General features: G+C 73.4%; 22 protein-coding genes. 15 read left to right on the top strand and 7 right to left on the bottom strand.

The features are described 5' to 3' along the window. Positions 1-301: 301 nt before the first annotated feature. Positions 302-2,005, bottom strand: a complete 1,704-nt coding sequence (locus E6J59_15920) for a phospholipid carrier-dependent glycosyltransferase (protein ID TMB17634.1) — start codon at positions 2,003-2,005, stop codon at positions 302-304. A 56-nt stretch (positions 2,006-2,061) separates the two neighbouring features. Between E6J59_15920 and E6J59_15915 the strand changes: the two genes are divergently transcribed. Then, on the top strand, positions 2,062-2,721 hold the full coding sequence (locus tag E6J59_15915) for a class I SAM-dependent methyltransferase (GenBank protein ID TMB17633.1): 660 nt from the start codon (positions 2,062-2,064) through the stop codon (positions 2,719-2,721). Between the two features lie 22 nt (positions 2,722-2,743). Beyond that, positions 2,744-4,027: a phosphopyruvate hydratase gene (locus E6J59_15910; protein TMB17632.1), complete on the top strand. Its 1,284-nt coding sequence runs from the start codon at positions 2,744-2,746 to the stop codon at positions 4,025-4,027. Here the strand turns inward: E6J59_15910 and E6J59_15905 are convergent. Then, positions 3,994-5,559 carry a phospholipid carrier-dependent glycosyltransferase gene (locus E6J59_15905; protein ID TMB17631.1) on the bottom strand — a complete coding sequence of 522 codons (1,566 nt, stop codon included), beginning with the start codon at positions 5,557-5,559 and terminating at the stop codon, positions 3,994-3,996. The two genes, E6J59_15910 and E6J59_15905, sit on opposite strands and share 34 nt — an antisense overlap. A gap of 112 nt (positions 5,560-5,671) precedes the next feature. Next, a complete protein-coding gene (locus E6J59_15900; GenBank protein TMB17630.1) occupies positions 5,672-6,535 on the bottom strand; it encodes a lipo-like protein in 864 nt (287 codons plus the stop codon). A 2-nt stretch (positions 6,536-6,537) separates the two neighbouring features. Here E6J59_15900 and E6J59_15895 point away from each other — a divergent pair, with 2 nt between their 5' ends. Then, entirely contained in the window at positions 6,538-7,290 is a 753-nt protein-coding gene (locus E6J59_15895) for an A/G-specific adenine glycosylase (GenBank protein TMB17629.1), read from the top strand. A gap of 132 nt (positions 7,291-7,422) precedes the next feature. Here the strand turns inward: E6J59_15895 and asd are convergent, their stop codons facing one another. The 3 genes from asd to E6J59_15880 all read right to left on the bottom strand — a co-directional run bounded on the left by asd (position 7,423) and on the right by E6J59_15880 (position 10,588). Beyond that, complete coding sequence (asd, locus tag E6J59_15890) at positions 7,423-8,508, bottom strand: aspartate-semialdehyde dehydrogenase (GenBank protein TMB17628.1); 1,086 nt, start codon at positions 8,506-8,508, stop codon at positions 7,423-7,425. A 71-nt stretch (positions 8,509-8,579) separates the two neighbouring features. Next, on the bottom strand, positions 8,580-9,680 hold the full coding sequence (locus E6J59_15885) for a hypothetical protein (protein ID TMB17627.1): 1,101 nt from the start codon (positions 9,678-9,680) through the stop codon (positions 8,580-8,582). After that, positions 9,677-10,588 carry a LysR family transcriptional regulator gene (locus E6J59_15880; GenBank protein TMB17626.1) on the bottom strand — a complete coding sequence of 304 codons (912 nt, stop codon included), beginning with the start codon at positions 10,586-10,588 and terminating at the stop codon, positions 9,677-9,679. The genes E6J59_15885 and E6J59_15880 overlap by 4 nt, the downstream gene beginning before the upstream one ends. 54 nt (positions 10,589-10,642) lie before the next feature. Between E6J59_15880 and E6J59_15875 the strand changes: the two genes are divergently transcribed. The 6 genes from E6J59_15875 (at position 10,643) to E6J59_15850 (ending at position 15,851) form a co-directional block, all read left to right on the top strand. Further along, on the top strand, positions 10,643-11,806 hold the full coding sequence (locus E6J59_15875; protein TMB17625.1) for an acyl-CoA dehydrogenase: 1,164 nt from the start codon (positions 10,643-10,645) through the stop codon (positions 11,804-11,806). A 20-nt stretch (positions 11,807-11,826) separates the two neighbouring features. Further along, complete coding sequence (locus tag E6J59_15870; GenBank protein TMB17624.1) at positions 11,827-12,642, top strand: SDR family oxidoreductase; 816 nt, start codon at positions 11,827-11,829, stop codon at positions 12,640-12,642. Position 12,643: 1 nt separating this feature from the next. After that, entirely contained in the window at positions 12,644-14,674 is a 2,031-nt protein-coding gene (locus tag E6J59_15865; protein ID TMB17623.1) for a carbon starvation protein A, read from the top strand. After that, positions 14,674-14,907 carry a hypothetical protein gene (locus E6J59_15860; GenBank protein TMB17622.1) on the top strand — a complete coding sequence of 78 codons (234 nt, stop codon included), beginning with the start codon at positions 14,674-14,676 and terminating at the stop codon, positions 14,905-14,907. Before E6J59_15865 ends, E6J59_15860 begins: the two co-directional genes overlap by 1 nt. A 102-nt stretch (positions 14,908-15,009) precedes the next feature. Next, positions 15,010-15,429: an Hsp20/alpha crystallin family protein gene (locus tag E6J59_15855; GenBank protein TMB17621.1), complete on the top strand. Its 420-nt coding sequence runs from the start codon at positions 15,010-15,012 to the stop codon at positions 15,427-15,429. A gap of 20 nt (positions 15,430-15,449) precedes the next feature. Beyond that, the gene (locus E6J59_15850) at positions 15,450-15,851 is read left to right on the top strand and encodes an Hsp20/alpha crystallin family protein (GenBank protein TMB17620.1); all 402 of its coding nucleotides are present in this window, start codon (positions 15,450-15,452) and stop codon (positions 15,849-15,851) included. A 1-nt stretch (position 15,852) separates the two neighbouring features. On the opposite strand, the gene E6J59_15845 is transcribed toward E6J59_15850, so the two are convergent. Then, positions 15,853-16,611, bottom strand: a complete 759-nt coding sequence (locus E6J59_15845) for a L,D-transpeptidase (GenBank protein ID TMB17619.1) — start codon at positions 16,609-16,611, stop codon at positions 15,853-15,855. Between E6J59_15845 and glmU the strand changes: the two genes are divergently transcribed. The 6 genes from glmU to E6J59_15815 all read left to right on the top strand — a co-directional run. Beyond that, on the top strand, positions 16,610-18,055 hold the full coding sequence (glmU, locus tag E6J59_15840; protein TMB17618.1) for a UDP-N-acetylglucosamine diphosphorylase/glucosamine-1-phosphate N-acetyltransferase: 1,446 nt from the start codon (positions 16,610-16,612) through the stop codon (positions 18,053-18,055). The genes E6J59_15845 and glmU overlap by 2 nt on opposite strands. Before the next feature lie 3 nt (positions 18,056-18,058). Then, positions 18,059-19,885, top strand: a complete 1,827-nt coding sequence (glmS, locus tag E6J59_15835; GenBank protein ID TMB17617.1) for a glutamine--fructose-6-phosphate transaminase (isomerizing) — start codon at positions 18,059-18,061, stop codon at positions 19,883-19,885. After that, positions 19,882-20,733 (top strand): DMT family transporter, encoded by an 852-nt coding sequence (locus E6J59_15830; GenBank protein ID TMB17616.1) that lies wholly within the window; start codon positions 19,882-19,884, stop codon positions 20,731-20,733. Before glmS ends, E6J59_15830 begins: the two co-directional genes overlap by 4 nt. Positions 20,734-20,882: 149 nt before the next feature. After that, on the top strand, positions 20,883-22,079 hold the full coding sequence (gene ribB, locus E6J59_15825; GenBank protein TMB17615.1) for a 3,4-dihydroxy-2-butanone-4-phosphate synthase: 1,197 nt from the start codon (positions 20,883-20,885) through the stop codon (positions 22,077-22,079). A gap of 11 nt (positions 22,080-22,090) precedes the next feature. After that, positions 22,091-23,761 carry a DUF255 domain-containing protein gene (locus E6J59_15820; GenBank protein ID TMB17614.1) on the top strand — a complete coding sequence of 557 codons (1,671 nt, stop codon included), beginning with the start codon at positions 22,091-22,093 and terminating at the stop codon, positions 23,759-23,761. Beyond that, positions 23,685-24,304: Hsp33 family molecular chaperone HslO (locus E6J59_15815; GenBank protein ID TMB17613.1), on the top strand; the 620-nt coding region annotated here is incomplete at its 3' end. The genes E6J59_15820 and E6J59_15815, both read left to right, overlap by 77 nt.

Raw genomic sequence — 24,304 nt, 5'->3', positions numbered from 1 at the left:
CTGTCCTCGCTCGGCGGGCGGAGGGCGCTGCGCGGCTTCGGCTCGCACCGCTTCATCGACTTCAATCGCTCGCTGGCGACCGCCGAGCTGCGCACGCGCGTCTACCAGCGGCGGCTCTTCGGCGTCAACCTCGAGATCGAGCTCGCGCCGTTCACGGAGGCCGGGCAGGTCTTCCGGCGCGTCACCGACTCGCCGGTCGACGACCTGCACTTCGTCTACGGCCTCGGCTTCCGCGGCGTCGTGCGGCCGCAGATCGTCGGCTTCGTCGACATCGGCCGCGGCTCGGAGGGGAACGCGATCTTCACCGGGATCGACTACCCGTTCTGACCTCGAGCGGCGGGGGTGGCCCGGCGCTCTCGGGGGCGGGGACGAGCGGGCCGATCGGCGCCGCGACCAGCACCAGGCGGCCGTGCCCGGCCTGCCGCGCCGCGCTCAGCGCGAGCACGGTGAGCGTCGACCCGTTCGTGTCGCGCAGGCGCTGCCATTCGTCCTCCCAGAGGAGCAGGCGCGCGCGGCCGTCCATTCCCTGGTTCGGCCACGGCCGGAGCGTCGGCGGTGCGTAGAAGCGGAGCCCCGGGTCCGGTGGGTAGAGGGTGTAGAGGGGGACGTTCGGCGGCAGGAGGTGCCCGACGTCCGCGAAGAAGGGCTTCAAGCTCCGCGCGCGGGCGATCGCCGGATGAAGGAACACGTTGAACGACGCCGTCCAGAGCCCGAACAGCGCAGCGACCGCGATGACGAGCCTGCGCCACTCACCCCGCCGGGCGGAAAGTGCCACGAGCGGCACGACCACGGCGGTGGCGCAGGCGAGAAGTGCGAGCCAGGGCGCCGCCCCGCGCGCGGCGCCGGCGAGCGTCGCGGCCCCGGCCGCGTCGTCGGGTCGGAGCCAGGGCCTCGCGAGCGCGAGGGGGTCGGCACCGAGGGCGAGGGCGCCGGCGAGGCCGGCAAGGAGAAGCGCCCCCGGGGCGTAGAGATGGGCCCCGAGGCGCGCCGCCCGCGCGAGCCGCCCATCCGAGCCGCAGGTGGCGACGCCCGCGCCCAGGAGCAGCGCGACCGCGGGGTGGAGCGGCAGCAGGTAGACGCTCCGCTTCGCGGCCGCGAGCGAGAAGAAGGCGACGCCGGTCGCCACCCAGGCCGCCGCGAGCACTACCGCCGCCCGCGGCCGCTCGGCGAGCGGGACGAGCGCCAGTGGGAGAAGCGGTGTCCACGGCAGCAGGCCCACGAGGCCGAGCGGCACGAGGTAGGCCGCGGCGTGCGCGTGCCCGCTCGCGGCGCCCTCCGCACCGGCGAAGCGGAGCCAGTTCTCGCGCGCCACCACGTCGAGGAAGGCGTTCCCCTCGCGTGCGAAGGCGGCCGCGTACCAGAGTCCCGCGAGCACGGCCGCCACGCCGAGCACGGGCAGCGCGCGCAGCGGCCCGACGTCGCGCCGCGCGAGCCGCAACGCCGCCGCGGCGAGGGCGGGGAGCACGAGCGCGATCGGCCCCTTGGCGAGCGTGCCGAGCGCGAGGCCGAGCGCGGCGAGCGCCGTCGCGGCAGGCGTGCCGCGGGCGAGCGCGAGCGTCCAGCCCGCGAGCGCGACGGTCAGCGCGGCCGCGAGCGCCATGTCGACGCGCGCGCTCACCGCCGCGCGCGTCCACTCGAACGTGGTCGCGAGCACGAGCGCGGCGGGGAGGCCGGCGGCCGCGCCCCACACGGCACGCGCCGTCGCCCAGGTGCCGAGCACCGCCGCGGTGCCGAGCACGGCCGAGGGCAGGCGGAGCGCCAGCTCGGGCCGCTCGGGCAGCGCGGCGAGCGCCCCCGCCGCGGCCCAGTAGTAGAGGGGCGGCTTGCGCGCCAGCTCGCCCTCGGGCCGCGCCGGCACGAGCCACTCGCCGCTCGCGAGCATCTCGCTGACCACCAGCCCCTCGCGCGGCTCGCCGCGCGTGTAGAAGGGGATGTCGGCGGCGCCGGCCAGGTAGAGCGCCAGGCACCCGGCGGCGAGGAGGACGGCCTCGCGTGCCGCCGTCATGCGGCGAGGGGCGGGGCGCAATTGCACCCCGCACGGCACGCTGTTACGGTCCGCGCATGCCGGCGCCCGCGACGGCGGACTACGACGCGCGCTGGGGCTATCGTCACTTCGACGCGCGCCGCTACGAGCGGCGCCGTTACGGCGGTCTCGTCCGCGGCTTGAACCTCCGCCTCCTCGAACGCGTGCTCGCGCGCGCGCTCGCCGGCGTCGACGGCCGCCGCCTCGTGCTCGACGTGCCGTGCGGCACCGGCATCATCGGGGACTACCTCTCGGCGCGGGGCTTCCAGATCGTCGGCGCGGACATCTCGCCGGCGATGCTCGAGGTCGCGGCCGAGCGCGGGCATGCGCTCGGGCTCCTGCGCGCCGACCTGGAGGCGCCGCCGTGGCGCCCGCGCAGCTTCGACGCGGTCGTGTGTGTGCGCTTTTTGATGCACGTCCCGGCCCCGAGCCGGCCGCGCGTGCTCCGCACGCTGGCCGGGCTCACGCACGGTCCGCTGATCGCCACCGTGTGCCATCCCTACACCGTGAAGAGCGTCGGCCGGTCGATGCGGCGCCTGCTCGGCCGTCCGACGAAGCGGAGCCCGCGGCTCACCCGCCGCGCGCTGGCCGCCGAGGTCGAGGCCGCCGACCTGACGCTCGAGCGGGTGATCCCCGTCCTGCCGCTCCTCTCCGAGGTGTGGGTGGTCGTGCTGCGTAACCGCGCCCCGACCACGTAGCAGGTCATCCGAGGAGGCCGCAATGCCGAAGATCGAGAGCGTGCGGGCGCGGGAGATACTCGACTCCCGCGGCTGTCCCACGGTGGAGGCGACGGTGGTGGTCGCCGGTGGGGCGTCGGGCACGGGAGCCGTTCCCTCGGGCGCGTCGACCGGCGAGCACGAGGCGATCGAGCTGCGCGACGGCGATCGGCAACGCTACGGCGGCAAGGGCGTGCGCCGGGCGGTGGCGAACGTGAACGACGTGCTCGCGCCCGCGCTCCGCGGCCTGGACGTGGCCGACCAGCCCACGCTCGACGCCAGGCTGATCGAGCTCGACGGGACCGAGAACAAGTCGCGCCTGGGGGCGAACGCGCTCCTCGGCGTCTCGCTCGCCGCGGCGCGGGCGGCGGCGGCCGCCGCCGCTCGCCCGCTCTACCGCGCCCTCGGCGGCGAGCGGGCGACGCTCCTTCCCGTGCCGCTCCTGAACGTCATCAACGGTGGGCGGCACGCGACCAACCCGCTCGACTTCCAGGAATTCATGATCGTCCCCCACGGCGCGCCCTCCTTCCCCGAGGCGATCCGCCAGGGCGTCGAGGTGTATCAGGCGCTGCGCAGGCTCCTCGATCAGCGTGGGCTCACGACCGCCGTCGGCGACGAGGGCGGCTTCGCGCCGGCGCTCGCGAGCCACGAGCAGGCGCTCGACCTCCTCGTCGAGGCGATCGGCGCCGCCGGGCTCACGCCCGGGCGCGACGTGTCGCTCGCCCTCGACCCGGCGGCGAGCGAGCTCGCCTCGGACGGCGGCTACGTGTTCCGCAAGTCGGGCGGCAAGCGCTGCGCGGCCGACGAGCTGATCGCGCTCTACGAGCGCTGGTGCGACGCCTACCCGATCGTGTCCATCGAGGACGGGCTGGGCGAGAACGACTGGGCCGGCTGGCAGCGGCTGACCGCCGCGCTCGGCCGCCGCGTGCAGCTGGTCGGCGACGACATCTTCGTCACCAACGAGAAGCTCCTGGCGCGCGGCATCGAGCAGAAGGTGGGGAACGCGATCCTCGTCAAGCTGAACCAGATCGGGACGGTCACCGAGACGCGCGCCGCGATGGCGCGTGCCGCGCAGGCGGGCTACCGCGCGATCGTGTCGCATCGCTCGGGCGAGACCGAGGACGCGTTCATCGCCGATTTCGCGGTCGCGACCGGCGCCGGACAGATCAAGACCGGGGCGCCGTGTCGCTCGGAGCGGACCGCGAAGTACAACCGGCTGCTGGCGATCGCCGAGGAGCTGGGCGCGAGCGCGCGCTACGTCGATCCGTTCACGGGGCGGTTGGCGTAGAGCCGCCGGCGCGGCGTCTCGAACCAGACGCGCGCCCGCGCGCCGAGGAGCTGCTCCACCTGGGCGAAGTGCCGCGGGCCGGTCACCAGGAACGCGAGCCCGTCGCCGGCGAAGAGGTCCCGCACCAGTCCCGGGTCATCGGTGTGGACGACGGGCGCGCGGAGGTAAAAGGTGAGCGACGGGTCGTGGATGCCGAAGGCAACCACGGGGCCGGCGCCGGCGCCCGCGATCAGGCGCGCAGCTTCTCGGTCGCTGTGCAGGGCCGCGACCGCGGGGGCGACCCAGTGTGCGGCGAGCGGGTAGAGGGTGAGCACGGCCCCGAGCGCGGCGGCCGGCACCAGGTGCTCGCGCCCGGGGCGGAGCACGAGGAGCAGGCCGACGGCCCAGCCGGAGGCGGCCGCAGCAAGGGACGCACGCGCCGGGAGTGCGAGGTGGCCGGGCGCGGCGAAGAGCGCCGCGCCCGCCCCGGCCAGGAGCACGAGGGCGGCGAGCGCGCCGCCCGCCCGGCGCGTCGTGCGATCCTCCGCCACGGGTCCGCTCGCCAGCTCCGGCCCGACGAGGAGCGCCAGCGGCGCGAGCGCGGAGAGTGCGTAGGTGGCGAGCTTGCCGCGCGCGAGCGTCAGCACCGCGGGCACGAACAGCGCCCACAGGAGAAGCGCCCGCCGCCCGGGATCGCGCGCGGCGCGCCGGAGCGGGCCCGGCGCGAAGAGCGTCCACGGGAAGAGCAGCGCGGGCACCCAGAGGAGATAGTAGTGGATGGGCCCGGCGTGGGGGCTCTCGGCCCCCAGCCGCCGCACGTTCGTGGCGGCGAAGGCGGAGAGGTAGCTCGCGTCGAGAAGACCGACCGGCACCCAGAGCAACGCCCCGAGCGCCACGACGACGAGCGTGCCGCGCACGAGGCCGAGGTCCCGGACGCGTGGCCGTGGGCGCTGCACGAGCGCCGCGAGCGCGAGCGGTCCCGCGACCAGCACGAGCGCGAGCGGCCCCTTCACGACGAGCCCGAGCCCCGCGGCGACGTACGGTGCGAGCGGCCCGCGCCGCGGCGCCGGCCGCTCGAGCCAGGCGAGGCCAGCGAGCACGCCGACGGTCACGCAGGCGGTGAGCGTCATGTCGAGGTTTCCGTAGCGCGCGAGGCCGAACCATCCGACGCTCGTCGCCGCCACCACGCCCGCGCCGAGTGCCGCCAGAGGGCCCCCGCGCGGCAGCGCATAGGCGTAGAGCGCGAGCACCGCGACCAGCGCGGCGAGCGCGCTCACCGCGCGCGCCGCCACCTCACCGACGCCGAGAGCGCCGTATGCGAGTGCGACCAGCCAGTAGTAGCCTGCCGGCTTCTCGCGGTACGGCTCGAGGTCGAGCGTGGGCAGGAAGAGCCGTCGCACCCCGCTCGCCGCGGCCATCTCGCGCGCGACCTCGGCGTGCCGTGCCTCGTCGGGATCGAGGAGCGGGTAGCGGCCGAGGCCCTGGAAGAAGAGCCCGCCGGCGACCGCCGCCAGGACCACGGCACCGCCGAGGGCGCGCGTCGGTCGGCCCATGCCTATGGACCCGCCGGGCCGGCGGAGAGTATGTCCGTGGCATGTCGCGCCCGCCGATGTGGACGGACCTCAGGCTGGGCGGCGGTGGGGCCGCGACGCCATGAGCGGGCGCTCAGGAGCCGGACCGCGAGCCGCCCGCGGCCCGTGCCTCGCTGTCCTCCCACCGGATGCGACGATAGTCGAAGTGCGTCGCCTCGACCGGATTGAGCTTGATGATCTCGAAGTAGGGCGAGAGGTCGAAGTCGCGTGGCGTGATGATCGAGGGCAGCTGGCGCCGGAAGACGGCCGGGTACGGCGGGGGCGTGCGCCGGAGCAAGCGGTCGAGCAGGCGCCGCCGCGGTGGTGCCGTCGCCGCCGGCGTCGTCGCGGGCAGGATCGGAAAGCCGACGTTCTGGAAGGCGCGCCCGATGATGCTCGAGCAGATGACCTGCGTCGTGAGCCCGCTCCCGAACTGGAGCGCGCGGCGGCGGAAGCGGCGGGGGATCAGGCTCACCGGGAAGAAGTAGCGCGCCAGGTCGAGGAGGTTCTTCACGTCGTAGCGCAGCCCGATCTGCGCGATCACCTCGTCCAGGATGCGCTGGAGGTCCTCGCGCTGCAGCCCGATCGGGCGGCAGATGCGAAGGTTGAAGCTCGCGTACTTGGAGAGCGGCGAGGCGAGCACGCCTTCGAGGAGCGCCTCGATCATCATGTGCTCGGCGTCGCGCCCGTGCTTGGCGATGAGCGCCTCGCGCTCGGCCGGGAAGCGGCGGAGGAGGTCGTCGCCAACGTAGAGGACCGAGTGGGACCAGGTGCTCTGCGTGAGATACTTGATGACCTGGCTCACGCGCTGGTCACCGTCCACCAGGATCACGTCGCCGGGGCGGATGACGCCCAGCAGGGCATCGAAGTCGTTGGGCAGGAGGAGGGTGTAGTTGCCGCGCGGCTTGGTCAGCGCGCGGGTGGCCACGGCGAAGACCTTGTTGCGGAGCCAGCCCATCGATGGCGTCCATTGTAACCGGTCGGCGCGCGGGTCCGAAGCCACCACTGCTGCCGCCCGCCTGTCACCCCTTCCGGCGCCGCCTCCTCGCCTGGTACGCCCGTCACCGGCGCCGCCTGCCCTGGCGAGGGGTGCGCGACCCCTATGCCGTGCTGGTGTCGGAGATCATGCTCCAGCAGACGCAGGTGGCGCGCGTAACGGAGTTCTACCCGCGCTTCCTCGCCCGCTACCCCACGCTCGAGGACCTGGCTGCCGCGCCCGCTGACGCGGTGCGCGAGAGCTGGGACGGCCTGGGATATTACGCCCGGGCGCGGAACCTGCACGCCGCGGCGCGCGAGGTGGTGAAGCGCCTGGGCGGCCGGCTGCCCGGTCGGCCGGAGGAGCTCCGGGTGCTCCCCGGCATCGGGCGCTACACCGCCGGGGCGGTGGCGAGCCTCGCCTTCGGCGCCGACGTGCCCGCCGTCGACACGAACGCGGCGCGCGTGCTGGCACGCGCGTTCGGAATCCGCGGGCGGCGGAAGAGCGCGCGCCGCGAGCGGCGGGTGTGGGCGCTCGCCGCGGCGCTCGTGCCGCGCGGGCGGGCGGCAGAGTGGAACCAGGCGCTCATGGACCTGGGGGCGACGTACTGCGTCGCGCGGGCGCCGCGATGCCGCGACTGTCCGGTGCGCCGCAGCTGCGCGACGGGCAGGACTGGGGCCGACCGAAGGCGCATGCTACCTCCAGCAGAGAAGGCCACCCGCCGACCTCGAGGGTGAGGCGTCGACGAGGAGATGACATGAAGTCGAGCTTCGCAGTGATCGGTCTGCTTGGTCTCTGTGCCCCCTGGGCGGTGCTCGCGGCCAGCCGCTCCGAGGCGGAGGAAAGCTGGATCGCCACCCTCTGTGGGTCTACAGCACGCCCGCGTGGCAGAGGTGCTCCGCCACCAGCACCGCCCCGTGCGCCGCGCCCATCCGCGTGTTGTGCGACAGCGCGACGTACTTGAGCCCGTTGCGGAGCGCCGGCTCGGCGCGCAGTCGCCCCACGCTGGTCGCCATCCCGCCCTCCGCGTCGCGGTCGAGGCGCGGCTGGGGCCGGAAGGGGTCGTCGTGCACGAGGATCGGGTGCGCCGGGGCGCTCGGTAGCCCGAGGCCGGTGTAGTCGCCGCGGAAGGCGCGCATCGCCTCGGCCGCGGCCGCGGGGTCACACGGCCGCTCCGTCTCGACCATCACCGACAGCGTGTGCCCCTCGAGCACGCCGATGCGCGTGCAGGTCGCACCCACCGGCGCAGGGTGCGGCTCGATGCCGCCCTCGCCGAGGCGGCCGAGGATCTTCCGCGTCTCGGCGGCGACCTTCTCCTCCTCCTTCGGGATGAACGGGATCACGTTGTCGACGATGTCGAGCGCGACGACGCCGGGCGAGCGCCCGGCGCCCGAGATGCCCTGCAGCGAGGTCATGAGGACCCGCGCGATGCCGAAGCCGTCGAGGAGGGGCTTGAGCGAGATCGCGAGGCCGACCGTCGTGCAGTTGGGAAGCGGGAGCACGAACCCCTTCCAGCCGCGGCGCCGGCGCTGCTCCTGGAGGAGCGGGAGGTGCGCGGCCACGTTCACGCCCGGGAGCGCGATCGGCGTGTCAGTCTCGGAGCGGAAGGCGGCCGCCGTACTGATGACCGGGACGGCGCGCGCGTACATCGGTTCGAGCTCGCGCGCGGCGTCGCTCTCGACGGCGGCGAAGACGATGTCGAGGCCGCCCGGGTCGAGGTGAGCCGCGTCCACCACCGCCAGCGCCAGGAACTCCGGAGCCAGGTCCGTCCCCGCGACCCACCAGCGGCGCGCGCCGTTCGCCTCTCGGATCGCCTCCCCGTACGGCCGGCCGGCCGATCGCGCCGAGGCGGCGAGCACCGCCACCTCGAACCAGGGATGGCCGGCAAGCGAGGCCAGGAACTGCTGCCCGGCCACGCCGGTGGCGCCTACGACTGCTACCCGCCGCTTCCGCATGGGCGCGGCCGAGTATCCGGGCGGCCGTTTCGGGAGTCAACCCGAGCCCGCCGACGAGCGTGGAGCGGCGCCTAGCGCGCGCCCAGGAGCCAGGCGCGCGCCGGCTCGAAGACGTCGTTCGCGGCGCGGCGGCCGACCAGCACGTCCAGGTGGCCGTAGCCGGGGAGGTCCCGCACGGTCGCGCTGGGGCCGCCGTAGGCCTCGGCCGAGTCGCGTACGCGCTTCACCCACTCGGCCCCGAGGGCCGTGCTCGCGAAGGCGAGGACGGGAAGCGTGCGGCGCGGGCGTGGCGGTGCCGGGGCGTCGAGGGCCGCGTGCGGCCACCAGCGATCGTAGCTCGCGAGCAGCGTGGCGAGGAGCCGCACGTCGGAGAGGCCGTCGCGGGTGTTGGCGAGGCCGCCCCGCCCGCCGAAGCTGGGCGCCGTGTAGAGGACGTCGGCGAGCGCGGCGCCGGCGTTCGCGAAACCCGGCAAGGACGACGGGCGGAGGGGATCGGCGATGACGTCGGCCAGGAGCCGCTGCCGCTCGGCGAACGGGAGGCGGCTCCCGCCTACGTCGATCGCCAGGCCGCCGTCCGCCGGGGCGCGGCCTCCACCCACTGCGCCGTCGAGGATGAGGAGGCCGGCCAGCTCCTGTCCCTCGCGCGACGCGAGGCGGTAGGCGAACGCGGCGCCCTGGCTGAAGCCGGCCACATAGAGCGGCCCCGCCTCCGCGCCGCGCACGAAGGCCGTCGCCCACGCCGCGTCGTCGACGAACAGATCAGCGCTCCAGCGCGACAGCGCCGCCAGGTCTGCCGCCGGGGCGTCGGCGGCGACGACGTGCGTGCGGTAGTCGAGGCCCCAGGTGCGGACGCCGGCCGCGGCCAGGTAGACGCGCAGGTCGTGGCGCGGCTCGGCGATGGGCAGCTCGCCGTTCATGTGCATGCCGGGGAGGTAGAGGACGATCGGCCCGGTCGCGCTCTCGCACGGCGCGAGGCGATGGAGGCCGATGCGGTCGAGAGGGCCGCCCGGCGGGCGCGGGCACGCCCACACATCCTCGCAGAGCGCCGCGCCGTACACCTGCCGCTCGGCCTGCACGTGCGTGCAGGTCGCCGTTCGGCCCTCCGGGCGCGGCCCGCGGCAGGCGAGCGCGCCTGCAACCAGCACCAGCGCCGCGGCGCGCGCGGCTCTCATTGCGAGCGCAGGAACTCGATGAACTTCTCCGTCGCCGGGGAGAAGTGCTTGCCCTGCCGGTGGATGATCCCGAGCGGCCGGAGGAAGACCTCGTCCGAGAGTTGCACGGCCGCGAGCGTCTTCGACTTCACCTCGAGCCGCACCGCGGGCTCGGGCAGGATGGCGAGCCCGGTGCCGATCTCGACCACCCGCTTGATCGTCTCCACGTTGTCGAGCTCCATCACATAGCGCACCTCGACGCCATAGCGCCTGAGCAGCCGGTCGGTCTCCCTCCGGGTGGGGATGTCGCGCTCGTAGCCGACGAGCGGCTCGCCGGCGAGCTTGCGGATCGAGACCCGTCGATGGCTGGCGAACGGGTGGTGAGGCGGGCAGACGAGCACCAGGCGGTCGTTGCGGAAGGGCAGCACGGTGATGCCGGGGCGCCGCGCCGGATATGCCACCACGCCGACGTCGACGTTGCCCTTCGAGATGTCCTCGTAAATGCGGCTCGAGCGGCTGTACGCGAGGTGGAGGTGGACCTGCGGGCAGGCCTTCAGGTAGCGCTTGATCTGCGCGGACAGCTCGTAGAGGCCGATCGAGTGGACGGTCGCCACCCGGACCGTGCCGGCGATCACGTGGGCGAGCGCCTGGAGGCGTGCCTCCATGTCCTGGTAGCGCTGGACGATCTCCTTGCTCACTTGGTAAAGGATCTCGCCCGCGGGGGTGAGCTGCACGTTGCCGCGCGTCCGCTCGAGGAGTCGGCGACCGAAGCGGTCCTCGAGGGTGCGGATCTGCTGGCTGACCGCCGACTGGGTCACGAAGTTCTGGGAAGCGGCCGCGGAGAAGCTCCGCGTCTCGACCACGTCGCAGAAGACCTTGAGGGTCTCGAGGTGCACGCTAATGCGATGATCGATGCAGCGTGAGCACAACTTATAGGAGCCCGCCCGCCGGCTTGCAACCGGGCGGGCGGCGAGGGGGTCCCGATGACCGCGGGCGAGGTCGACTACTACGGGCTGGACGCGCTTCTCGGCGAGGAGGAGCGCATGACGCGGGCGAGCGTCCGGAGCTTCGTCGAGCGCGAGGTGCTGCCGGTGATCGAGCGCTGCCACTCGGACGAGCAGTTCCCGCGCCAGCTGATCCCGCGCATGGGCGAGCTGGGCTTCTTCGGCGCGAACCTGAGGGGCTACGGCTGCGCGGGGCTCTCGAACGTCGCCTACGGGCTCATCATGCAGGAGCTCGAGGCGGGGGACTCGGGGCTCCGCTCGATGGCCTCGGTGCAGGGCTCGCTCGCGATGTTCGCCATCTGGCGCTGGGGGAGCGAGGAGCAGAAGCAGCGCTGGCTCCCCGAGATGGCGCGGGGGCGCGCGATCGGCTGCTTCGGCTTGACCGAGCCCGACCACGGCTCGGACCCGGGCGGCATGGAGACGCGCGCACGGCGCGACGGGAGCGGGTACGTGCTCTCCGGCGTGAAACGCTGGATCACCAACGGCTCGATCGCCGACGTGTCGGTGGTATGGGCGAAGGACGGCGAGACCATCCGGGGCTTCCTGGTCGAGTCCGGCGCGCCCGGCTTTTCGGCGCACGACATCAAGGGGAAGTTCTCGCTCCGCGCCTCGATCACCTCGGAGCTGGTGTTGGAGGACGTGCGCGTGCCGCCCTCGGCGCTGCTGCCCGGCGCCGAGGGCCTCGCCGGCCCGTTCTCGTGCCTCAACCAGGCGCGCTACGGGATCGTGTGGGGCGCGCTCGGCGCGGCGCGCACCTGCTACCTGACCGCGCTCCGCTACGCGCAGGAGCGCAGGCAGTTCGACCGCCCGATCGCCGGCTACCAGCTGGCGCAGCAGAAGCTCGTCCACATGCTCTCCGAGATCACCAAGGGCCAGCTCCTCGCCTGGCGCCTCGGGCAGCTCAAGGACGCGGGCACGATGCGGCCCGAGCAGGTGTCGCTGGCGAAGCGCAACAACGCCGGCGTCGCGCTCGACATCGCGCGTCTCGCCCGCGACATCCTGGGGGCGAACGGCATCGTCAACGAGTACCCGGTGATCCGCCACATGATGAACCTCGAGACGGTGAACACCTACGAGGGGACGTACGACATGCACACCCTCATCGTGGGCCGGGACATCACGGGGCTGGACGCGATCCGGTAGCGTGGCGTAAGGACGCAGCCATGGAGCTCGAAGGCAAGGTCGCCCTCGTCACCGGCGCCGCGCGCGGCCTCGGGCGCGCCATCGCCGTCGCGTTGGCGCAGGCAGGCTGCGAGGTCGCCGTGTCGGACATCGCGCGCTCAGCCGATGGCGCCACGCCGTACGCCCTCGCCTCGACCGACGATCTCGACGCGACCGCTCACGCGGTCTTGCACCACGCCTACCGCAGCGTGGCCATCCCCGCCGACGTCACCTCTTCCGCTGAGGTCGCGCGGCTCATGGCCGCGGTCGAGACGCACTTCGGCGGCCTCGACATCCTCATCGCCAACGCCGGCGTGATCGCCGCCGCGCCCGTCGCCGCCATGGAGGAGGCGCAGTGGGACCGCATCTTCGCCGTCAACGTGAAGGGCGTCTTCCTCTGCGCGCGCGCCGCCATCCCGCTGCTCGCGCAGCGCGGGGGCGGGCGGATCGTGAACGTCGCCTCGGTCGCGGGGAAGACGGGCCGCGCCGGGCTCGCCGCCTACTGCGCCTCCAAGGCCGCGGTCATCTCGCTCACCCAGGCGCTGGCCGAGGAGCTCGGGCCGATGAGCATCGCCGTCAACGCGCTCTGCCCCGGCTACATCAAGACGGCGATGTGGACCGAGGTGCTGAACCCGATCCTCTCGCAGATGTTCGGCGTGCCCCAGGAGCGCGTCTTCGAGGAGTTCGTGCAGCGCTTCACGTATTTGAAACGCGAGCAGACGCCCGAGGAGATCGCCGATGCGGCCGTCTACCTCTGCCGCGCCGAGAACGTGACCGGCATCACGCTGACGGTCGCGGGCGGGGGCGAGGTGCACTGAGATCGTGCGCGCGCTCGCCTGGCTCGCGGTCGCGCTGGCGGGCGCCTGGGCCCTCGGCGTGCTCGCCGTCTTCCGCGGCGAGACGGTCAACGCGGTCTGGTTCGTGGTCGCCGCCGCCGCCGTGTACGCGATCGCCTACCGCTTCTACGGCGCCTTCCTCGCCGCCCGGCTCTTCGCGCTCGACGCGCGCCGGCAGACCCCGGCCGAACGCATCAACGACGGGCGCGACTTCGTGCCGACCAACCGCTGGGTGGTCTTCGGGCACCACTTCGCGGCGATCGCCGGCCCCGGGCCGCTGATCGGCCCGACACTCGCGGCGCAGTTCGGCTACCTGCCGGGCACGCTCTGGATCCTGGCCGGCGTCGTGCTGGGCGGCGCGGTCCAGGACTTCTGCATCCTGTGCGGCAGCCTGCGGCGCGACGGCCGCTCGCTCGGGCAGATGGCGAAGGACGAGATCGGGCCGCTCGGCGGCTTCGCGGCGCTGCTCGGCGTCTTCTTCATCATGGTGATCCTGATCGCCGTGCTGGCGCTCGTGGTCGTGAACGCGCTCAAGCAGAGCCCCTGGGGCACCTTCACGGTCGGCATGACGATCCCGATCGCCATGCTCATGGGCTGGTACATGAAGGGCTTCCGCCCGCACGACGTGAAGGGCGCGACGGCGATCGGCCTGGTCCTCCTCGCCGCCGCGCTGCTCGGCGGGCGGTGGGTGGATCAGCATCCGGTCCTCGGGCCGGCCCTCACGCTCACGGGACCGACGCTGGCGTGGGCCATCATCCTCTACGGCTTCGCGGCCTCGACCCTGCCCGTCTGGCTGCTGCTCGCGCCGCGCGACTACCTCTCGACTTTCGTGAAGCTCGGGACGGTGGCCCTGCTCGCGCTGGGGATCGTCGTCATGCGGCCCGAGATCCAGCTCCCCGCGATCACCCGCTTCGTCGACGGGACCGGCCCCATCTTCGCGGGCAAGGTCTTTCCGTTCTGCTTCATCACGATCGCCTGCGGCGCCATCTCGGGCTTCCACTCGCTCATCTCATCGGGGACGACGCCGAAGCTGCTCAGCCAGGAGACCGACGCGCCCATGATCGGCTACGGCGGCATGCTGCTCGAGGCGTTCGTCGCCATCATGGCGATGATCGCGGCGGCGGCGCTCCAGCCGGGCGTCTACTTCGCGATCAACAGCCCGGCGGGCGTGGTGGGCGCCGACCCGGCCGCCGCGACGGCCACCATCTCGAGCTGGGGCTTCACGGTCACGCCCGCCGAGATGGACGAGCTCGCCCAGCGCATCGGCGAGCGCACTCTCTTCGCGCGCACCGGCGGGGCGCCGAGCCTCGCCGTCGGCATGGCGCACATCTTCGCCTCCACGCTGGGCGGCGCGGCCCTCGCGCTCTGGTACCACTTCGCGATCATGTTCGAGGCGCTCTTCATCCTGACCACGCTCGATGCGGGCACGCGCGTCGGACGCTTCATGCTCCAGGATCTCCTCGGGCACGTGTGGGCCCCGCTCGGGCGGACGAGCTGGTACCCGAGCGTGCTCGTCACGAGCACGCTGGTGGTCGCGTCGTGGGGTTACTTCCTCTACCAGGGGGTGGTCGATCCGCTGGGCGGCATCAACATCCTCTGGCCGCTCTTCGGCATCTCGAACCAGCTTCTGGCCGCCATCGCGCTCGCCGTCGCGACCACGATCATCGTCCGCAGCGGGCGGGTGCGCTACGCGTGGACGACGCTCGTGCCGCTCGCGTGGCTGCTCGCCGTCACCATGACGGCGGGCTGGCAGAAGATCTTCGCCGCCGATCCGGCCATCGGCTTCCTGGCGCAGGCCGGGCGCCTCGCCGAGCGGCTGGCGGCGGGGGAGATTTCGGCCGCCCGGCTCGGCGAGGTGCGGGCGCAGATCTTCAACCTCCGGCTCGACGCGGGCGTCACGGCGCTCTTCATGGGGCTGGTCGCCCTGATCGTGGTCGAGTCGGTACGGGTCTGGTACCGCGAGCTGCGCGGGCCGGCGCCGGCGCGGGCGCTCGGCGCCGTCACCGAGGCGTGATGCCGCTCCGCGCCGTCACGCTCGCCGAGATCGAGCGCATCTTCGCGATCCTCGACCGGCTCGGCATCTCCCGCGAGGCGGTCGTCATCCCGCTCAAGCCGGCGCACCCGGGCGGTGTGTGCGTCCTCTCCAACGGCAAGCTCGAGATCCGGGTCGAGTCCGAGACCCCGCTCGACGACTGGCTCCCCGAGCTGGAACGGATGCTCCGGGGGCTGCTCGAGCAGCCGGCGTGAGCCTGCCCGCCGGGGTTGACAGCGAACCCCGCAGTCTTAGGTTTGCCGCAGTTCCGATGACCCGCCCCGGTGGCGGGCGGACCGCGAAAGAGGAGGTGCGTCATGGCACTCGTGTACCTGGATCCGTTCGAGCAGCTGCAGACCGAGCTCGACCGCATGCTCGATGCCGCGTTCGGCCCGGCCGGCCCGTCCCGTCTCTTCCCGCCCGTCAACGTCTTCGACGCGGGGGAGGCCTACGTCGTTAAGGCTGAGCTGCCGGGAGTGACGCCCGACCAGATCGGCATCGAGGTCGAGGACGACACTCTCACCCTGCGGGGCGAGCGGCCCTTTGCGGAGCCCAGCCGGGAGGCCGCGTATCACCGGCGCGAGCGGGGTTCGGGCCAGTTCCGCCGCGTCGTGCGCATCCCGGGCCGCCTGGAAAGCAACGAGGCCAAGGCGGAGTACCGCGACGGCGTGCTCACCGTGCGTCTCCCGAAGGCCAAGGAGGCGCGCCCGCGTCGCGTCCAGATACAGGCCGCATGAACCACGAGGAGGACTAAGCGATGGCACCCAACGAACTCGAGGCGAGGCCGAAGCAGAAGGTGGAGCGCCGCGAAGAGACCACGCGGCCGGGCGCCTACTTCCAGCCGGCGGTGGACATCCTGGAGACCAGGGACGAACTGGTGCTGGTCGCCGACATGCCGGGCGTGCCGTCCGACGGCGTCGACGTCGACCTGGAGGGCGACGAGCTCTCGATCGAGGGCCGCGTGCGCACCGGCGACTACGACGGGCTGAAGCCGCTCTATTGCGAGTACGGGGTCGGCAGCTACTACCGCCGCTTCACGCTCGGCGAGATGATCGACCGCGACGGGATCAAAGCGCAGATGAAGAACGGCGTGCTCGAGCTCAGGCTGCCGAAGGCGGAGCGCGCCCGCGCGCGGCGCATCACGGTCGAGACGGCGTAGCTCACTCTTCGATCAGGACGAGCGTCCCCACCGGAACGAGCCGGGCGAGGTCGTCGACGTCGGCGTTCTGCAGCGAGATGCAGCCCCACGTCCAGTCGACGTTGCGGGTGTTGAGGCCCGGCTTGTCCGTCCCGTGGATGCCGACCGCGCCGCCCGCGCCGACGTAGCCGTCACCGCGACGCGGGAGGCCACCCCTCTCCATCGCGAGCCAGTAGCGATGGAGATCCTGCACGTTGGGGTAGTCGAGCAGCAGGAACTGCCGCCAGCGCGGGTGCAGGCGCTTGTCGACGATCATGTAGAGGCCGCTCGGCGTGCGGAGGTCGCCCTCGTAGAGCTTGCTGCCCGAGCCGTTCAAACCGAAGACGGCGGGGAAGGTCCGCATGCGGGCGCCGTAGCGGTACACGTCGAGCGTGCGGCACGACTTCCGCACCACCACGACCCACGGCTCGTGCTCGGCCCAGGCGAGCTGCTCGTCGTCGTCGGCGAGGGGCCGCGGCGGCACGTTCACCGAGGTCGGGCGGAAGCGGTCGAGCGGATTGCAGGCGGCCGCCGCCAGCATCCATCCGACCACCACCGCCGCTCTACCGAATCGGCCGCTCATACAGCCCGCCACCTTCGCATTGTGCGCGATCGCGCTCCGAGCTGCAAGAAACGACGGGCGCGGCTGCAAAGCCGGGAGCGATGTGATAGCGGGCCGGGCGGTGCCGGCTCCCCGTCCGCTCGGCGCGGTCGTCCTGGCTGCGGGCCTGGGCAAGCGCATGCGCTCCCGGCGCGCCAAGGTGCTGCACGAGCTCGCGGGCCGCCCCCTCGTCTGCCACGTCCTCGTCACGCTCGCGGCGCTCGACCCCGACCGGGTTGCGCTCGTGATCGGCCACCAGGCGGATGCCGTGCGCGCCGCAGTGGCCGATGCGGGCCTGCTGGGGATCCGGGACCTCCGCGTCGTCCTCCAGCCGGAGCAGCACGGGACCGGCCACGCGGTCACCTGCGCGGCCGCGGCCTTCGCGGGGTTCAGGGGCGACGTCCTCATCCTCTACGGCGACGTGCCGCTCATCCGCCCCGCCACGCTCCGCGCCCTGCTCGATGCCCATCGCGCCGCGGAGGCGGATCTGACGCTGGTCACCCTCCGCTTCGCACGTCCCGCCGGCTATGGCAGAATTGTGAGAGGAGCTGACGGCCAGGTCACCGGCATAGTCGAAGAGCGGGACGCGAGCGACATCCAACGTGCCATCACCGAGGTCAACCCGGGTCTCTACGCGGCCCGCGCGGAGCTGCTCTTCCGGCTCCTCGCGGAGCTCGCTCCGGACAACGCGCAGGGTGAGCTGTATCTCACCGACGTGGTGGGCCTCGCGGCCCGTGCGGGGCATCGGGTCCACACCGTGGCGGCGGGCTCGACGGAGGAGCTGGCCGGCATCAACACGCGGGCGGACCTGGCGCAGATGGAGACCAAGCTGAGGGCCGAGATCGTGGAGCGCTGGATGGCGGCGGGGGTCACCTTCGATGACCCGGCGACCGCCTACGTCGGCCCCGAGGTCACCATCGGGCGCGACACGGTGATCGGGCCGAACGTGCAGCTCCGGGGCCGCACCCGCATCGGCGAGGGCTGCCGGCTCGACGGCACCGTCTACCTGGTCGACACCGCGCTCGGCGACCGCGTGCACCTTCTCTTCGGCTGCGTCGCCGACGGCGCCGAGGTCGGGCCTGATGCGCGGGTAGGTCCGTTCGCGCGTCTCAGGCCCGGGACGCGCCTCGCCGAGCGGGTCCACATCGGAAACTTCGTCGAGACCAAGCAGGCGGTGCTCGGCGCCGGCACCAAGGCGAACCACCTCGCCTACCTGGGCGACTGCGAGATCGGACCGGACACCAACGTCGGCGCCGGCACCATCACCTGCAACTACGACGGCTTCACGAAGCACCGCACCACGATCGGCGCCCGCGTCCAGATCGGCAGCGACACGCAGCTCGTGGCGCCGGTGTCGGTGGGTGACGACGCGTACGTGGGCGCGGGCACGACGGTGACGCGCGACGTGCCCCCGGGGACGCTCGTGGTCTCGCGCGTGCCGCAGCGGCACGTCGCGGGCTGGGTCGCGCGCAAGCGCGCGCTGGCCGCCGGGCGGCCGGTCAAGGTGGCCGCGAAGCCCGCGCCGATGCGGGTGTCGCGTCGCAGGCCGAAGGCCGCGCCGGCGCGCGCGCGACGGAGGCGCTGAGCCATGTGCGGCATCGTCGGCTACGTCGGGCCGCGCGAGGCGAGCTCGATCCTCATGGCGGGGCTCCGCAAGCTCGAGTACCGGGGCTACGACTCGGCCGGGCTCGCCGCCGTCAGCGACCACCGCGTCGAGGTGCGCCGCTGCGTCGGCAAGCTCGACAACCTGGCGGCGCTCCTGCGCGAGCAGCCGCTCGGCGGCACGCCCGGCATCGGCCACACGCGCTGGGCGACGCACGGCCGGCCCTCGGAGCAGAACGCGCACCCGCACCGCGCCGGCAAAGTGGTCCTCATCCACAACGGCATCATCGAGAACTACCTGGAGCTGCGCGCCGCGCTCGAGCGCCGCGGCCGCAAGATGGCCTCGGAGACCGACACCGAGGTCATCTCGCATCTGATCGACGAGCACGTGCAGCGCGGCTGCGGGCTGTTCGAGGCCACGCGGCGCGCCATCCAGCAGCTGGAGGGCTCCTACTCGATCGTCGTCCTCTCCGAGAGCGAGCCCGACCGCCTGGTGGCCGCCAAGAGCGCCACGCCGATCGTGCTCGGGCTCGGCGAGGGCGAGAACTTCATCGCCTCCGACGTCCCGGCGCTGCTCGAGCACACTCGCCGCGTGGTCTTCCTGGAGGACGGCGAGGTCGCGGAGCTCACCGCCGACCGCGTCAAGCTCCAGACCTTCGCGGGGGAATCGGTCGCGCGCGCGCCGCGCACCGTCACCTGGGACCCGGTCACGGCGCAGAAGGGCGGGTACAAGCACTTCCTCCTGAAGGAGATCCACGAGCAGCCGCAGGCGATCATCGACACCATGCGCGGCCGCATCGTGCAGGAGGCGGGCGCCGTCCAGCTCGACGCCGAGGTCGACCGGCTCCTGGAGGCGCCCATCCAGCGTGCGGTGCTGGTCGCGTGCGGCACGGCGTGGCACGCCTGCCTGGTCGGCAAGTTCCTCCTCGAGCGCCTGGCCGGCCTCTCCTGCGAGGTCGACTACGGGAGTGAGTTCCGCTACCGCGACCCGCTCCTCGACCCGCGCACCCTGCTGGTCGTGGTGTCGCAGTCGGGCGAGACGGCCGACACGCTGGCGGCGGTCGAGGCGGGGCACGAGAAGGGCACCCCCGTCCTCGCCGTCTGCAACGTGGTCGATTCCTCGATCGCGCGGCGGTCGAGCGCCGTGCTCTACACCCACGCCGGCCCGGAGATCAGCGTCGCCAGCACGAAGGCGTTCACGACCCAGCTGACGGCTCTCTACCTCCTCGCCCTCCACCTCGGGCGCCAGCGCGGCCTGGTCGACGCCGAGCGGGGCCGGAAGCTCCTCGGCGATCTGGTCGTGTTGCCCCACGCGGTGAAGGACATCCTCGCGCACGAGGCGGCCGTCGAGCGCATCGCCAGGCGCTACGGCAAGGCCTCCGACTTCCTCTACCTCGGGCGCGGGGTGAACTACCCGGTCGCACTCGAGGGGGCGCTCAAGCTGAAGGAGATCTCCTACATCCACGCCGAGGGCTACCCGGCGGGCGAGATGAAGCACGGGCCGATCGCGCTCATCAACGAGCAGATGCCGGTGGTCGTGCTCATCCCGCACGACGGCGTCTTCCAGAAGACCCTCTCCAACCTGAAAGAGGTCGAGTCGCGCGGCGCGCGCATCATCGTGGTGACCGACGCGCCCTCGCCCGAGCTGGAGGCGGTGGCGGCCGACGTGCTCACGGTCCCGCGGACGAATGAGCTCCTCACGCCGACCCTGCTCACCATCCCCCTCCAGCTCCTCGCCTACCACGTCGCGGTCTACCGCGGCACCGACGTGGACCAACCGCGCAACCTGGCGAAGAGCGTCACCGTCGAGTGACGGCGGAGCGCCGGGGCGCCTGCCAGGTCGCGGGTGCCGCCCTCCTCTGGTCCCTGGGCGGCATCGGCATCAAGGCGGTCGCCGAGCCGCCCTTGAAGATCGCCGCCTACCGCTCCGCGACCGCGGCCGTCGCCCTCTTCCTCTTCTTCCGGCCGAGGCTCGGCGGCCGCGGGCCGGGCTTCTTCGCCGCGAGCGCATGCTGCGCCGCGTGCCTCACGACCTTCGTGGTCGCGACCAAGTGGACGACGGCGGCCAACGCGATCTTCCTCCAGTACAGCGGCGTGGTGTGGGTCTTCTTGCTCGCGCCGCTCGTGGTGGGCGAGCCCCGGCAATCGCGCGACGCGCTCGCGATCGCGGTCGCGCTCGGCGGCATGACGCTCTTCTTCGGAGGCCCGCTCGAGGCGCGCGCGCCCGCCGGCGACGCGGTGGCGGTCGTCTCGGGCGTCTTCTACGCCGGGCTCGTGCTGCTGCTCCGCCGCGAGCGCGGGGCGAGCGCGGAGGCGGCGGTCACCTGGGGCAACGTGCTGGCGGCCGCGGCGCTGGCGCCGCTCGTGCTCCGCGACCCGGGGGTCGGCGCGCGCTCGGCCGCGATCCTCGTCCTGCTCGGCACGATCCAGATCGCGGCGGCGCAGGCGCTCTTCCTGCGCGGGCTGCATCACGTGAGCGCGACGCAGGCGGCGCTGGTCACCATGCTCGAGCCGGTCGCGAACCCGCTGTGGGTGCTCCTCGTCCTGGGCGAGGCGCCGAGCGGCTCTGCCCTGCTCGGCGGTGCGATCGTCCTCGGCGCGATCGCGTGGCGGACGCTCGGCGCGCCCGCGGCGGCGCCGGCCATCGGGGCACTGGACTGACGCTCTGTTGCCGTGCCAGGCTCGGGCCGCGGTCTTCCCCGGGCTGACCGTCGTCCCCGAGGACGTCTTCGCGCCCGCGTAGAGCCGGTCGAGGGACGCGCGCAAGGGCTGGCCTCGCCCCGACACCGCGACTATCATCCGAAGCGTCGATGTCCCCCCGCCGCCAGAGCCCGTACGTGGTCGGGATCGAGGAGGCCCTCGCCGAGATCCGTGCCGGCCGCATGATCATCCTCATGGACGACGAGGACCGCGAGAACGAGGGCGACCTCTGCGTCGCGGCCGAGCGCGTCAGCGCCGAGCACATCAACTTCATGGCAACTCACGGGCGCGGGCTCGTCTGCCTCTCGCTGACCGAGCGCCGCTGCGACCAGCTCGGCCTGCCGATGATGGTGAGCGAGAACCGCGCGCCCCTCGGGACCGCGTTCACGGTCTCGATCGACGCGCGCCACGGCATCGGGCGCGGCATCTCGGCGGTCGACCGCGCCACCACCATCCGCACCGCCATCCGGCCCGACGCCACGCCCGCCGACATCGTGAGCCCGGGGCACGTCTTCCCGCTTCGCGCCCGGCGCGGCGGGGTCCTCGTCCGCGCCGGACAGACCGAGGGCGCCGTCGACCTGGCACGCCTCGCGGGCTTCGCGCCGGCGGGCGTCATCTGCGAGATCCTGTGCGACGACGGCACCATGGCGCGGCTCCCCGACCTGGAGGAGTTCGCGGCCCGCCACGCCCTCAAGATCGCGACCATCGCCGACCTGATCGAGTACCGCAGCCGTCACGACTCGCTCGTGCACCGCACGGCCGAGGCGCGCATCACGACCCGCCACGGCGGGGAGTTCCGCGCCCTCGTCTACACCACCGACGTCGACGAAGGCGAGCACCTCGTGCTGGCGAAGGGCGACATCCGTGCCGACGAGCCGACGCTCGTGCGCACGCACCTCGAGTACCTGCCGGGCGACGTCTTCGGCTACCGCGAGCGCGACACGCGGAGCCTCCTCCAGAAGGCGATGGAGCGGATCGCCGCCGAGGGCAAGGGCGTGATCCTCTACCTCCGCCGCGACGGCCGCGGCCTCGACCTCTTCTCCGAGCCGCGCACCGACAGCGTACGCGCGCCGAGCACCGCGCTCGGCGCCTCGTGGCTCGCGAACTTCCGCGAGTTCGGCATCGGGGCGCAGATCCTGCGCGACGTGGGCGTGGGCAAGCTCCGCTGGCTGACGAACCGCCCGTTGCGCCTCGTCAGCCTGCCCGGCTACGGGCTCGAGATCATCGAGTCCGTGCCGCTCACGCTCGACGAGCCGGGTCTCAGCTCCGCGACGCCGCGCATCCCGAGGCTGTTCAAGGTCCGTTGAGGTCCCGAGCGATGCGACGCGTCGGCGTGGCGGCCGTGCTGATCGGCCTGGGGGCTCTGGTGTCCGCGGCCCCCCTGCCCGAGGACGTGGTGCGCGCGAAGCTCACCGCGAGCGGCGGGCAGGCGGTGGTCGAGGCGACGATCGCCCCCGGCTGGCACGTGAACGCGCACCGGCCGCGCGACGAGTTCCTGATCCCGACCACGGTCACGCTGACGCCGCCGCCGGGCGTACGCGCGGGCGAGGTGCAGTATCCGTCCCCGGTGGAGAAGCGGCTCGGGTTCTCCGGGGGCAACACCCTCCTCCTCTACGACGGCACGGTCCGCTTCGTGGCGACGCTCGAGGGCGCGCCCGCCGCGGGTGGCGGGCCGCTCAAGGCGGCGCTCCGCTTCCAGGCGTGCGACGACTCGCGCTGCCTCCCCCCGCGCACGCTCGAGCTCGTGGCGGCGCTCGACGCGCCGGCGCCGCAGGGCGCCCCGGCGCCGCCGGCCGGGGGCAAGGACCAGGTGGCGGGCTGGATCGCGCGCTGGGGCTGGCCGCTCACCTTCCTCTGGGTCGCGCTCGTGGGCGTCGCGCTGAACCTCACGCCGTGCGTCTACCCGCTCATCTCGGTGACGGTCGCCTTCTTCGGCGGCCGGACCGGGGCCGAGGGGGCGCAGGCCGTTCGGCGCGCGCTCCTCTACGTGCTCGGCATCTGCCTCACCTTCTCGATCCTCGGCGTGACGGCGGCGCTCACCGGCTCGCTCTTCGGCTCGGCGCTCCAGCGCCCCGCGGTCCTGGCCGCGATCGCGCTCGTGCTCGTCGGCCTCGCGGGCAGCAACTTCGGCTTCTATCAGCTGCGCGTTCCGTCGCCGGTCATGCAGCGCCTCGGCCGCCTCGGCGAAGGCGACCTGGGCGCCTTCTTCATGGGCCTCACCATGGGGGTCGTCGCGGCGCCCTGCATCGGGCCCGCGGTGCTGGCGCTCCTCCTCTTCGTCGGCGCGCAGCAGTCGGTGGCGCTCGGCTTCGCGCTCTTCTTCGTGCTCGGGCTGGGGCTCGGCGCGCCCTACCTCGCGCTCGCGGCGCTGGCCGGACGGCTCCGCGTGCTGCCGCGCGCCGGCGCGTGGCTCGAGTGGGTGGAGCGCATCTTCGGCTTCCTGCTCCTCGGCCTCGCGCTCTACTTCGTCGCGCCGCTCCTTCCCGACGCCTGGGTGCGCGTGACGACGGTCCTGCTGCTCGTCGCGGCGGGTGTCGTGCTGGGTTTCCTCGGGCCCGCCACGCCGCCCGTGATGCGCTGGCCGCGGCGGGCCGCGGGAATAGCCCTGGTGGCGTTCGCGCTGGCCGGGCTCCTGGGGGCCGAGACCGAGAGCCCCATCGCCTGGGTCCCGTTCTCCGACGAGGCGCTCGCGCGCGGCCGGCCCGTCCTCATCGACTTCGAGGCCGCGTGGTGCCTGCCCTGCCGCGAGATGGACCGCACCACGTTCCGGGACCCCGCGGTCGTGCGCGCGGCGGCCGACTTCGTGATGGTCAAGGTCGACGTGACCACCGAGGACGAGCGCTCGAACTCGCTCACCGGCCGGTTCGGCGTGGCCGGCGTGCCGACGCTCGTCCTCCTCGGTCCGGACGGCCGTGAGCGCGGGCGCTTCGCGCGCCTGGTGGGCGCCGCGGAGATGGCGCGCGCCATGGAAGAGGCCCGCCGTGGCTGACCGCCTGGCGCGCACCCTGAGCGCCGACGGCACGGTGCGCGGCCTCGCCGCGGTCACCACCGAGCTGGTCGAGGAGGCCCGGGTACGGCACGGGACGCTGCCCACCGCGACGGCGGCGCTCGGGCGCGCGCTGACGGCGGGGCTCCTGCTCGGCGGGCTCTCGAAGGCCGACGAACGCGTGTCGCTCCAGTGGAGCGGCGACGGGCCGCTCGGCAGCATCCTGGTCGACGCCACGCCGGGCGGCCACGTGCGCGGCTTCGTGTCGCGACCGCAGACCCATCTGCCCGCGCGCGCCGGCAAGCTCGACGTCGGGGGCGCGGTCGGGCGCGGCGTCCTCTGCGTGATGCGCATCCCGCTCGGCGAGGCCTCGCCCTATCGCAGCATCGTGCCGCTCGTGTCGGGGGAGATCGGGACCGACGTGGCGAGCTACCTCGCCGGCTCCGAGCAGATCCCTTCGGTGGTCGGCGTCGGGGTCTTCGTGCACGCCGACGGCCGGGTCGGCGCGGCCGGCGGCTACCTCCTCCAGGCGATGCCGGGCGCCGA

This window comes from Deltaproteobacteria bacterium, from assembly GCA_005879795.1.
Classification (GTDB): Bacteria; Desulfobacterota; Binatia; order DP-6; family DP-6; genus DP-6.
This window is presented reverse-complemented; position numbering and strand designations above follow the sequence as displayed.

What these genes read in the sequence shown, in the direction of transcription:
- E6J59_15920 (TMB17634.1), bottom strand. Translation starts at nt 2,005, where the DNA reads ATGACGGCGGCACGCGAGGCCGTCCTCCTCGCCGCCGGGTGCCTGGCG.
- E6J59_15915 (TMB17633.1), top strand. Translation starts at nt 2,062, where the DNA reads ATGCCGGCGCCCGCGACGGCGGACTACGACGCGCGCTGGGGCTATCGT.
- E6J59_15910 (TMB17632.1), top strand. Translation starts at nt 2,744, where the DNA reads ATGCCGAAGATCGAGAGCGTGCGGGCGCGGGAGATACTCGACTCCCGC.
- E6J59_15905 (TMB17631.1), bottom strand. Translation starts at nt 5,559, where the DNA reads ATGGGCCGACCGACGCGCGCCCTCGGCGGTGCCGTGGTCCTGGCGGCG.
- E6J59_15900 (TMB17630.1), bottom strand. Translation starts at nt 6,535, where the DNA reads ATGGGCTGGCTCCGCAACAAGGTCTTCGCCGTGGCCACCCGCGCGCTG.
- E6J59_15895 (TMB17629.1), top strand. Translation starts at nt 6,538, where the DNA reads ATGGCGTCCATTGTAACCGGTCGGCGCGCGGGTCCGAAGCCACCACTG.
- asd (TMB17628.1), bottom strand. Translation starts at nt 8,508, where the DNA reads ATGCGGAAGCGGCGGGTAGCAGTCGTAGGCGCCACCGGCGTGGCCGGG.
- E6J59_15885 (TMB17627.1), bottom strand. Translation starts at nt 9,680, where the DNA reads ATGAGAGCCGCGCGCGCCGCGGCGCTGGTGCTGGTTGCAGGCGCGCTC.
- E6J59_15875 (TMB17625.1), top strand. Translation starts at nt 10,643, where the DNA reads ATGACCGCGGGCGAGGTCGACTACTACGGGCTGGACGCGCTTCTCGGC.
- E6J59_15870 (TMB17624.1), top strand. Translation starts at nt 11,827, where the DNA reads ATGGAGCTCGAAGGCAAGGTCGCCCTCGTCACCGGCGCCGCGCGCGGC.
- E6J59_15860 (TMB17622.1), top strand. Translation starts at nt 14,674, where the DNA reads ATGCCGCTCCGCGCCGTCACGCTCGCCGAGATCGAGCGCATCTTCGCG.
- E6J59_15855 (TMB17621.1), top strand. Translation starts at nt 15,010, where the DNA reads ATGGCACTCGTGTACCTGGATCCGTTCGAGCAGCTGCAGACCGAGCTC.
- E6J59_15850 (TMB17620.1), top strand. Translation starts at nt 15,450, where the DNA reads ATGGCACCCAACGAACTCGAGGCGAGGCCGAAGCAGAAGGTGGAGCGC.
- glmU (TMB17618.1), top strand. Translation starts at nt 16,610, where the DNA reads ATGCGCTCCCGGCGCGCCAAGGTGCTGCACGAGCTCGCGGGCCGCCCC.
- E6J59_15845 (TMB17619.1), bottom strand. Translation starts at nt 16,611, where the DNA reads ATGCGCTTGCCCAGGCCCGCAGCCAGGACGACCGCGCCGAGCGGACGG.
- glmS (TMB17617.1), top strand. Translation starts at nt 18,059, where the DNA reads ATGTGCGGCATCGTCGGCTACGTCGGGCCGCGCGAGGCGAGCTCGATC.
- ribB (TMB17615.1), top strand. Translation starts at nt 20,883, where the DNA reads ATGTCCCCCCGCCGCCAGAGCCCGTACGTGGTCGGGATCGAGGAGGCC.
- E6J59_15820 (TMB17614.1), top strand. Translation starts at nt 22,091, where the DNA reads ATGCGACGCGTCGGCGTGGCGGCCGTGCTGATCGGCCTGGGGGCTCTG.